The sequence below is a fragment of the Bacillus solimangrovi genome (assembly GCF_001742425.1).
Lineage (GTDB): Bacteria > Bacillota > Bacilli > Bacillales > Bacillaceae_N > Bacillus_AV > Bacillus_AV solimangrovi.
Genome location: NZ_MJEH01000017.1, coordinates 46,580 through 55,739 on the forward strand (window position 1 = coordinate 46,580; position 9,160 = coordinate 55,739).

Below are 9,160 nucleotides of genomic sequence, written 5' to 3' on the forward strand. Positions count from 1 at the left end.
CATAACAGAAGGTTTATCGATGCTTGTTATGTTTATTCTGCTAATTCCAGAATTGAGGAGAGTAGAAGTGAATATATCGAGTAAATTCATGTAATAGTGAGTTATATATTAGATTTATAAAAAAACGTAGATAGAGTAGCAGACCAAAATTTTGTGCGAATGATTAGTAGATGAAGGTCAACTGTATCTGCCTTAATATAGGTTTTACACGTTTAACATTTATAAATGTGCAATTAATTGTAAAAAAATACAAAACAATAAAATTATCTTATTAACTAATATGAGAAATGGAAATTTGCTCGTTAATTGGTATGAATAAATATACGTTTTAAAAAGTAAGAATATTTCGTAAAAAGGTGTAATTATTCCAGCAAAATATTATAATGAAAGTAAGTTACATTATCATGTTGTAAAACTTAAAATAATAGTAACCTAGAATAATATGAAATTAGTAAAAAGGTGGCATCCATGTGAGAAAAATTTTGAAATTGTTTGTTGGTGTAATAGGACTTATAGGACTTACATTTATATTATTTTTAACGTTTATGACTTTCACAGAGAAAGTTCCTGAAGATGTAATTAAGTTGGAAGTTGAGAATAACAACGAAAAAGTATTGAAGCAGGGAGAGCCATTTAGTACGACTATTTTTAATATTGGTTATGGGGGGTTAGACAAAGACCAAGACTTTTTTATGGACGGGGGGAAAGGCTCACGTTCCAGTAGTAAAGAGCAAACATTGACTAACCTTGAAAATATTCAAGCATTTTTACATAAAACAGATTCTGATTTTATTCTTATACAAGAAATAGATGAGAAATCTAGACGATCCTATGATACAAATCAGGTGATAATGTTTAAAGAAGCTTTAAAAGGATATGGATCAACCTTTGCGTATAACTATAATACGCCATGGGTACCAGTTCCATTTCTTAGACCGATGGGGCATGCGAATAGTGGGATGAATACTTTTTCTAAGTATCAGATAGATGAGGCTACAAGGTATCAGCTTCCAGGAAGAGAGAAATGGCCTGTTCAACTATTTGAATTAGATCGAGCTATTATTGAAACGAAAATACCCGTTGATAACGGAAAGTATTTACGAATGGTAAATGTTCATTTATCTGCTTATGATAAAGGTGGGAAAATAAGAGCTCAGCAAGTTGATTTCTTAAAAAAATATATGAATGTGCACTACAATAATGGTGATTACGTTGTTTTAGGTGGCGATTGGAATCAGCTTCTATCTGATGTTCAACTGAAAGATCCGAAATTTATGAATGAATGGCCTGAATGGCTCGTACAATTACCAGAGGATTTTACAGAGGGTGGATTTCAATGGTCAGTCGATTCCACTGTATGGACCGTTCGGGATGATGTAAAGCCGTATGTAGTGGGAGAGAATTTTGTAACAATTATTGATGGATTTTTAGTTTCACCGAATATTGAAATTGTAGATGTGAAGGGGCATGACTTAGAATTTGAACATAGTGACCATAATCCAGTTACTACGGTTTTGAAGTTGAAATAAGCAGCTTTTTAAGAAGAGAATGGTAGCCTTATTATTTTAATAAGGCTACCATTCTTTTTCCAACTGTTTCATCACTTGCGATGAGTGAGACATTTCTTGTTGCATTGAATCCATCGATAGGTATTGCTTTTACGTTATCTGAGATGTTCTGAATGAATAATTCGGGAAGGATTGTTATACCAAGGTTTGCTTCGACAAATCCTAAGATGCTTTGCCCGAATTCAATTTCAGAAGCGATCTTTAGAGGGGATCCGAGAGTATTGAATTCTTTCTCAACAAGTGTTCTAGCATCACAAGTAGAGGATAGGACTAGAAATTCCTCACTTTTAATCTCATCAAACGCTATAGAAGCTTGTCCTGAATATAATGGATGGTTTACATTTATATATAATAAAAACGATTCTGAGAATAATGGCTTAGAATAATAAGAATGTTGGATTTCTCGATCATCGAATAATGCAACATCAATTAACCCGTTCTCAAGTCTGGACAATAGTTCTAAGAAGCTGTGTGAGATTTTGATTTTGAATCTATCTTTTGAATCTTGTTTTGCTAATTTGTATGGAAGGTAAGACGTTGCGATACTAGGCCAAGAGCCAATTGTAATATTTTCTACACCTTGACTAAGGCTAATTTCTTTTCGAACTGAGTTGATTTCTCGTAAAATGTTATGGGTGCCTTTTAATAAGATTTCACCAGCTTGAGTTAGACGAACACCTGTAGATGAGCGGATAAATACACTTACACCTAAATCTTCTTCAAGATTTCGAATTTGCTTACTTAGAGCGGGTTGGCTCATGTGCAAGATTTCACTTGCTTTCGTAAGGCTTTGGGTTTCTGCTGTTATTTGAAACGCTTCTAACCATTCAATTTTCATTTAAATCTCATCCTTATAACCTTCTGTTATTCCCATCAAACATATAGGAAGTACATATTTAATTAATTTGATGATAACCTATGGTTGTAGCGAAAACAACTTTCAAGAGATTAGACAAATTTATAGATAACATACTAGGAGGAACACACATGGCAAATGTATTAATGGTTATTTCAAACGGAATACAAGTTAAATCATATCGAACAGGTTACTGGTCAGAGGAATTTCACGTGCCATTAACGATGTTAGAAGAAGCGGGACATAACGTAACGATTGCTTCACCTAAAGGTGGCGACGGATTGGTCGATCAGTTTTCATTAAATGAACAATTTGATCCAGAAGGAAAATCAAAAGAGTTTGAAAAGCTTGGACGTTGGAAGGATACAGTTCGTTTAGCTGACTTACAAGGAAAAGACTATGATGTGATTCTATTTGTAGGTGGACACGGACCGATGTTTGATGTCGCTTATGACCCGCACTCTCATCGCTTGATTAATGAAATCTATGATAACAAAGGTATTGTTGCAGCTGAATGTCACGCTCCTTCTGTATTAGCGTTTACGTTAAGAGAAGATGGGAAGTCAATTATCGAAGGTAAGAAAGTAACTGCATTCCCAGATGCATATGAACCTGAAGAAGTAGTAGAATTTCTTCCATACAGTGTAGAACAAGAATTGAACAAAGTTGGAACATATGTTGCTGATCTAGATACTCCACAGCTTGCTATTTGGGCAGATGACCAAATCATTACAAGTCGTGACCCTGTTTCTTCTGAAGCAATTGCAAATGAACTTATTAAAGTATTGAAATAAATATAAGGCATGAAAAACCTCGGTGTAATGCACCGAGGTTTTTCTGTACCTACAAAAGTGTTCACATATTTAAGATAACGTTTTGTTATCTCCCCCAAAGATAGAGGAAGTACTCATCCCCTAATGGTGATGATAGTCTAAATGTAACGATAACAGGTTAAGGGGTGTTGTAGATGTTTATTAATCAAAATTATATAAACGGTGAATGGATTCATGTTAATGAACAGATCTCAGTATATAATCCCGCAACGAAAGAATTAATAGGTACAGTTCCCAACAGTGGCGCTAAGGAAGCGACATTGGCAGTTGAGGCAGCAACAGTTGCATTTATATCTTGGTCGAAACGAACAGCAGATGATAGAAGTCGTCTACTGTATAAATGGCATCACCTAATAGAAAAAAATAAAAATGAATTAGCACATATTATGACAGTTGAGCAAGGTAAGCCATTAAAAGAAGCTTTAGCAGAAATTGAATATGCTAATCAATATGTATTGTGGTATGCAGAGGAAGCGAAGCGGAACTATGGTGATACGATTCCATCCTCATCTCCCAATAAACAAATTATTGTAAAAAAAGAACCAGTTGGGGTAGTTGCTGCAATTACTCCGTGGAATTTCCCGGCAGCTATGATTACTCGAAAGCTTGCACCAGCAGTAGCATCAGGTTGTACGGTAGTATTGAAACCCTCTGAAGAAACTCCGTTCACAGCTTTGAAGTTAGTTCAATTAGCAGAAGAAGCTGGCTTTCCAAAAGGAGTAATTAATGTTGTGTCAGGTAATGCTAAACAGATTGGTGAAGTGTGGCTAAGTGATCCGAAAGTAAGAAAGTTAACTTTCACTGGCTCTACACCGGTTGGTAAGCTGTTAATGAAAAAAGCTGCTGATACAATGAAGAAAGTATCATTAGAATTAGGAGGACATGCACCATTTATCGTCACAAAGGATGCGGATCTTGATAAAGCGGTTGAAGGTGCTATTCATTCAAAATTCCGCAATGCTGGTCAGGCATGTGTTGCAACAAATCGTTTTTATATACATGAAGAAATTGTAGAATCATTTACAGCTAAGTTAGTCGAACGAACTTCGCAGCTCTCGATTGGTAACGGGTTAATAGATAACGTTGATATCGGACCGTTAATTAATGAAAAAGCGATTAGTAAAGTACTAAATCACATAGAAGATGCTGTAAAAAAAGGAGCTTCTATTTTAACAGGTGGTAAACGAATCATGCAGCAGGAAGGATACTTTCTACAGCCTACTGTAATAGGTAATGTTACGGATGAAATGATTTGTATGCAGGAGGAAACATTCGGGCCTTTGTCGCCTATTACGACTTTCAAAACAATTGAAGAAGTGATCAATAGGGCAAATCATAGTCCTTATGGTCTTGCTGCTTATGTATTTACAGAAAAAATGAATGAAGCTGTATTGTTTATGAATCGTTTAGAATATGGTGTAATTGGTGTGAACGATGGTGCACCTTCAACTGCTCAAGCTCCCTTTGGTGGTTATAAAGAAAGTGGTATCGGTAGAGAAGGTGGTTATTACGGTATGGAGGAGTATCTAGAACAGAAGTATATATCAATAGGTTCCTAAACAATCTCATTATTTCCTAGGTTATAAATAAAAAACAGGTTCAGACTAATTCTCTGAACCTGTTTTTATTTATACAAGAATGACCACAAATAATCATAATCTCAAAATAACACTATCTTCTTTCGTATTACGACTTTTTTGTAACTGATAATAGTCGAGCAAGGTTTTTTGTTTCATGATAAAGAAGCTCTTCTGCTTGATTGAAGCATTGCTCTAAAGTCATAGGGCCAATTGTGATTGTGTGACAGCTTGTGAAGTAATGGAATAGTTGCTCATATCCATCTCCTAAACTACCTGATACAAGTGAAATCGGTGTATGTTCTTGTTTTGCCAATTTAGCAATATAATAGGGAAGTTTCCCGTATAATGTTTGACGATCACTTTGTCCTTCACCAGTTAGTATCCAATCAGCCTTTTTTATAGCGGGTATTAAATTTACTTCTTTTGCTACAAGTTCTGCTCCAGATGTTATGATTCCATTAAGGTGTAGAAAAGCAAAGCCAAGTCCACCAGCAGCTCCAGCACCTTTGTGATCTTTGACATCTTTACCTGTCGCACTTTCAACAAGATTACTAAATGATAATAATTGCTGATCAAGTTGAATGATTTGTTCTTTCGTTGCACCTTTTTGGCGACCAAAAGTAAACGATGCACCATTCTCACCACAAAGGGGATTGTTAACATCAGAAGCTATTTTAAATGTACATTCAAAAACTAGGGGATTAATAGTATTCCAATCGATCTGGGTGATGTATTGCAAGCTTCGTCCATATTGGTCAACAGGGGATCCTTCTTCTGTTAGAAAGGAAACTCCTAGTGCTTGAAGCATGCCAAAGCCTCCGTCATTTGTCGAACTACCACCAAGCGCAATGATGAATTCTCGATAGCCTTCATTAATTGCTGCGAGGATTACTTCTCCAACCCCATAAGAAGTTGTATTATGAGGATTTCTTTTCTCCTTAGGAACGAGCGGTAAACCAGAGATAGCTGCAATTTCAATTACAACAGTCTTTCGATCTCCTAAGATGCCATATTCAGTAGTAATTGTTTCCCCAAGAGGTCCAGTCGCTTCAATTGATATCTGCTTTCCTCCAGTTGCATAAATTAATGTTTCAAGCGTACCTTCACCTCCATCAGCCATAGGTACGATCTCAACGTGACTTCCTTCGTATTCATCTAAAAAGGCTTGTTTCATAATCATACTAGCTTTAAGAGCGCTTAAGCTTCCTTTGAATGAGTCAGGTGCAATTAAAATGTTCATAGCGTCTCCTTCTTTATTTAGGTCAGTACTTGCTACGATAACCTTCGACTTTTTCATAATGTTATACTCTACAAGCGATTTCAATTTAGATATGATAGGATTGAGTAATTTTTCATTGATATTCATTTTAGCATGTAATGTAGTATTTTAAGTTTCCAATAAACCCTTAATTTAAACACTATAATGATACAATCAACATCGTCCTTTATTGATCTTCTCTATTAATCTATGAAAAGATATAATGTTTTAGAGAATGTATTAATAAAGTAATTCTTTCATAGCTATGTGATAAATAATGAATGAGTTGAGAAAGATAATACAGCCTTGATGCATGTAGTAACACAACAATGAGATGACGGAGGAAATAATGATGCAAACGATTGAGAAAATTGGAGAGAGATTTTGGTATATGACCCCTGTTTCTGAGACAGATCGTCCTGTTTTAGGCATGGTAGTTGGTGATCGTAAGGTTCTAATGATCGATGCGGGTAATTCTGAAGACCATACTCAATTATTTTTAGAAGAGCTTGCTAAAAAACAAGTTCCGAAACCGAATATTGTAGCAATCACACATTGGCACTGGGATCATATCTTTGGTCTTTCGTCTTTACCTGAGGTTATATCCATGTCATCAGTTCAAACGAAAGCTGAAATAGAGAAGTTAATTCCATTATCATGGTCAGATGAAGCTATAGATGAGAGAGTAAGAGAAGGAACTGAAATTGAATTTTGCGCAAATGCGATTAAGAAAGAATTTGTCGATCATCGAGACATTACAATTACAGTACCAGATTTAACATTCGACAAATACGTAGAAATTGATTTAGGTGGCGTCACATGTGTATTACAGCAAGTAGGTGGGGACCATTCTGAAGATTCAGTAGTCGTTTTTGTAAAAGAAGAAAAAGTACTATTTTTAGCAGATTGTATTTATCCAGATATTTTTTCGAAGCAAATTAACTATACTGTTCAGAAAACAGTTGAGTTGTTAAATATGTTAGAAACCTTTGATGCAGAAACGTACGTGCTTTCTCATACAAAAATGCTTTCGAAAGAAGAATTCAAAAGTGAAGTAGCACTGTTACGAACAATTGCAAAATACACAGACATGCTTAAAGGTGATCAAACAAGCATTCAAAATAAGTATGCAGAAGAAGTGAACCGAGAATTGGATGAGCATGAGTTAGAAACAATTGAATACTTTGTTAACGGGTATACAATGCAAAAATGAACTTGTAATGTGAAAAAGAAGTAAATATGTTTTCATTGATAAATAGAAGTCTTATTCATTGATGAGGATAAGACTTCTATTAGATTATCCTTTAGTGCCAATTTGAAAAGTATATTCATTTAATACATAGTATTATTTGTCGTATAAAATCGATAATAAGGAGAGATGGGGATGATTTTAATTGTAGAGGATGAAATGGCGATTTCTCGTGTGTTAAAAGCTTATTTAGAGAAAGCAGGCTTTCAAACGGAAACGGCATTTGATGGTGATGAAGCAATTGAGAAATTCGATAATATTCAGCCTTCTCTCGTTCTATTAGATGTAATGTTGCCGAACCGAGACGGTTGGAGTATTTTAAAAGAAATTAGAAGCATTAGCTCTTGTCCAGTTATCATGTTAACGGCATTAGGGGATATAAATTATAAATTAACCGGACTTAATTCTGGTGCAGATGATTATATATCAAAGCCCTTTATCGGTGATGAAGTTGTTGCTAGAGTAAACGCAGTGCTTAGAAGACCGAAGCAAGTCTATGAAGAGCATGAGGTACGATATTTCGGTAGCTTGAAGGTTGATTTGAAAGCTGTTACGGTATCTTTGAATGGAGTTGATCTGAATTTATCACCTCGTGACTTATCATTGCTAATCTTCCTTGCGCAAAATTCAAATCAAACATTTACACGAGAGCAGTTAATAGAACATGTTTGGGGAATAGATTATGATGGAAGTGATCGAGCGGTAGATTTGTCGATTAAACGGATTAGGCAATCATTACGAAATTGGTCGAATACTGAGGGAGAAATTAAAACGATCAGAGGTTTGGGTTACCAATTTAGTGTACATACATAAACGTTATTACTTACTTTAATCTATAGCAACACAACCTGTTCAATTTAGAATGATATCAATGGAATAAAATAACCTGTGTTGTTAATGTAGTATATTAATCATTGTTATTAATTGAATAAGCATATTAAGGAGGAACTATTGATGATTAAGAATATTGCTACTGTAGCAGTGTATGTGGATGATCAACAAAAAGCAAAGGATTTTTGGACGAATAAGGTTGGTTTTGAGGTTGTAGCTGAGTTTCCAATGGGACCGAATGTTAGTTGGATTGAAGTGGCACCAAAAAATGCTCAAACACGTTTAGTTTTATATCCAAAGTCGATGATGCAAGGTTCAGAAAGTATGAAGGCTTCTATTGTATTAGAGTGTGATAATGTATTTGATACATATGAGCAATTGAAAATAAACGGTGTTCAATTTATTGATGAACCAAAAGAAATGCAATGGGGAACATTTGTGCAATTTAGAGATGAAGAGGGAAATCAATATTTGTTGAAAAGTTAATAATTCAAGTTAGGTGAAGATTAGTCATTTCTGCTTATTATCTAATAGAATGTTCTTTGTTTATGTTTTAGAGTGATTTAGTTTAAATTGGTGGAAGTTTGTATATGAGTATGCGGGAATGACATATTGAGATTTACTTATATATGAGTACAACGAATTTCATTGTCCTTACTAGTATTGAATAGATAATTTTAAAGATAATAAATTACCTATTGTAAAACCCAAAATAATCTTTAAAAAATGTCTTGATTTTAGTATGGGTTTTTAATATAATTAGAAATCTAGCGCCTAACAGGAACGTTAGGTGATAGAAAAAAGTTTTTAAAAAAGTGTTGACTTAATTTTATTGAGATGTTATGATATTACTTGTCGCCAACGAGAGTTGGTAAACATCAAAAATGTTCTTTGAAAACTGAACGGAATGAACACATTGTGCGAGCAAGTTTCAAACAATCTTTTATCGGAGAGTTTGATCCTGGCTCAGGACGAACGCTGGCGG

8 protein-coding genes are annotated in these 9,160 nt (G+C 34.8%); 6 read left to right on the forward strand and 2 right to left on the reverse strand.

Annotated elements, in window-relative coordinates:
- Positions 1–470: 470 nt before the first annotated feature.
- Positions 471–1,529, forward strand: coding sequence for an endonuclease/exonuclease/phosphatase family protein (locus BFG57_RS07720; RefSeq protein ID WP_083249128.1), 1,059 nt, complete (start codon positions 471–473; stop codon positions 1,527–1,529).
- Between the two features lie 31 nt (positions 1,530–1,560).
- On the opposite strand, the gene BFG57_RS07725 is transcribed toward BFG57_RS07720, so the two are convergent.
- A complete protein-coding gene (locus BFG57_RS07725; protein WP_069716906.1) occupies positions 1,561–2,406 on the reverse strand; it encodes a LysR family transcriptional regulator in 846 nt (281 codons plus the stop codon).
- Between the two features lie 149 nt (positions 2,407–2,555).
- On the opposite strand from BFG57_RS07725, the gene BFG57_RS07730 reads away from it, so the two are divergent.
- Together BFG57_RS07730 and BFG57_RS07735 are read left to right on the forward strand one after the other, a co-directional pair.
- On the forward strand, positions 2,556–3,218 hold the full coding sequence (locus BFG57_RS07730; RefSeq protein WP_069716907.1) for a type 1 glutamine amidotransferase domain-containing protein: 663 nt from the start codon (positions 2,556–2,558) through the stop codon (positions 3,216–3,218).
- Positions 3,219–3,391: 173 nt separating this feature from the next.
- Complete coding sequence (locus tag BFG57_RS07735; RefSeq protein WP_069716908.1) at positions 3,392–4,816, forward strand: NAD-dependent succinate-semialdehyde dehydrogenase; 1,425 nt, start codon at positions 3,392–3,394, stop codon at positions 4,814–4,816.
- 127 nt (positions 4,817–4,943) lie between these two features.
- Here BFG57_RS07735 and BFG57_RS07740 read toward each other — a convergent pair whose 3' ends face one another.
- A complete protein-coding gene (locus BFG57_RS07740; protein WP_245676719.1) occupies positions 4,944–6,134 on the reverse strand; it encodes a glycerate kinase in 1,191 nt (396 codons plus the stop codon).
- 313 nt (positions 6,135–6,447) lie between these two features.
- On the opposite strand from BFG57_RS07740, the gene BFG57_RS07745 reads away from it, so the two are divergent.
- From BFG57_RS07745 to BFG57_RS07755, 3 genes are all read left to right on the forward strand, one after another.
- Positions 6,448–7,308: an MBL fold metallo-hydrolase gene (locus BFG57_RS07745; RefSeq protein ID WP_069716909.1), complete on the forward strand. Its 861-nt coding sequence runs from the start codon at positions 6,448–6,450 to the stop codon at positions 7,306–7,308.
- Positions 7,309–7,473: 165 nt separating this feature from the next.
- Positions 7,474–8,157 (forward strand): response regulator transcription factor, encoded by a 684-nt coding sequence (locus tag BFG57_RS07750; RefSeq protein ID WP_069716910.1) that lies wholly within the window; start codon positions 7,474–7,476, stop codon positions 8,155–8,157.
- 141 nt (positions 8,158–8,298) lie between these two features.
- Positions 8,299–8,661: a VOC family protein gene (locus tag BFG57_RS07755; protein WP_069716911.1), complete on the forward strand. Its 363-nt coding sequence runs from the start codon at positions 8,299–8,301 to the stop codon at positions 8,659–8,661.
- Positions 8,662–9,160 lie beyond the last annotated feature (499 nt).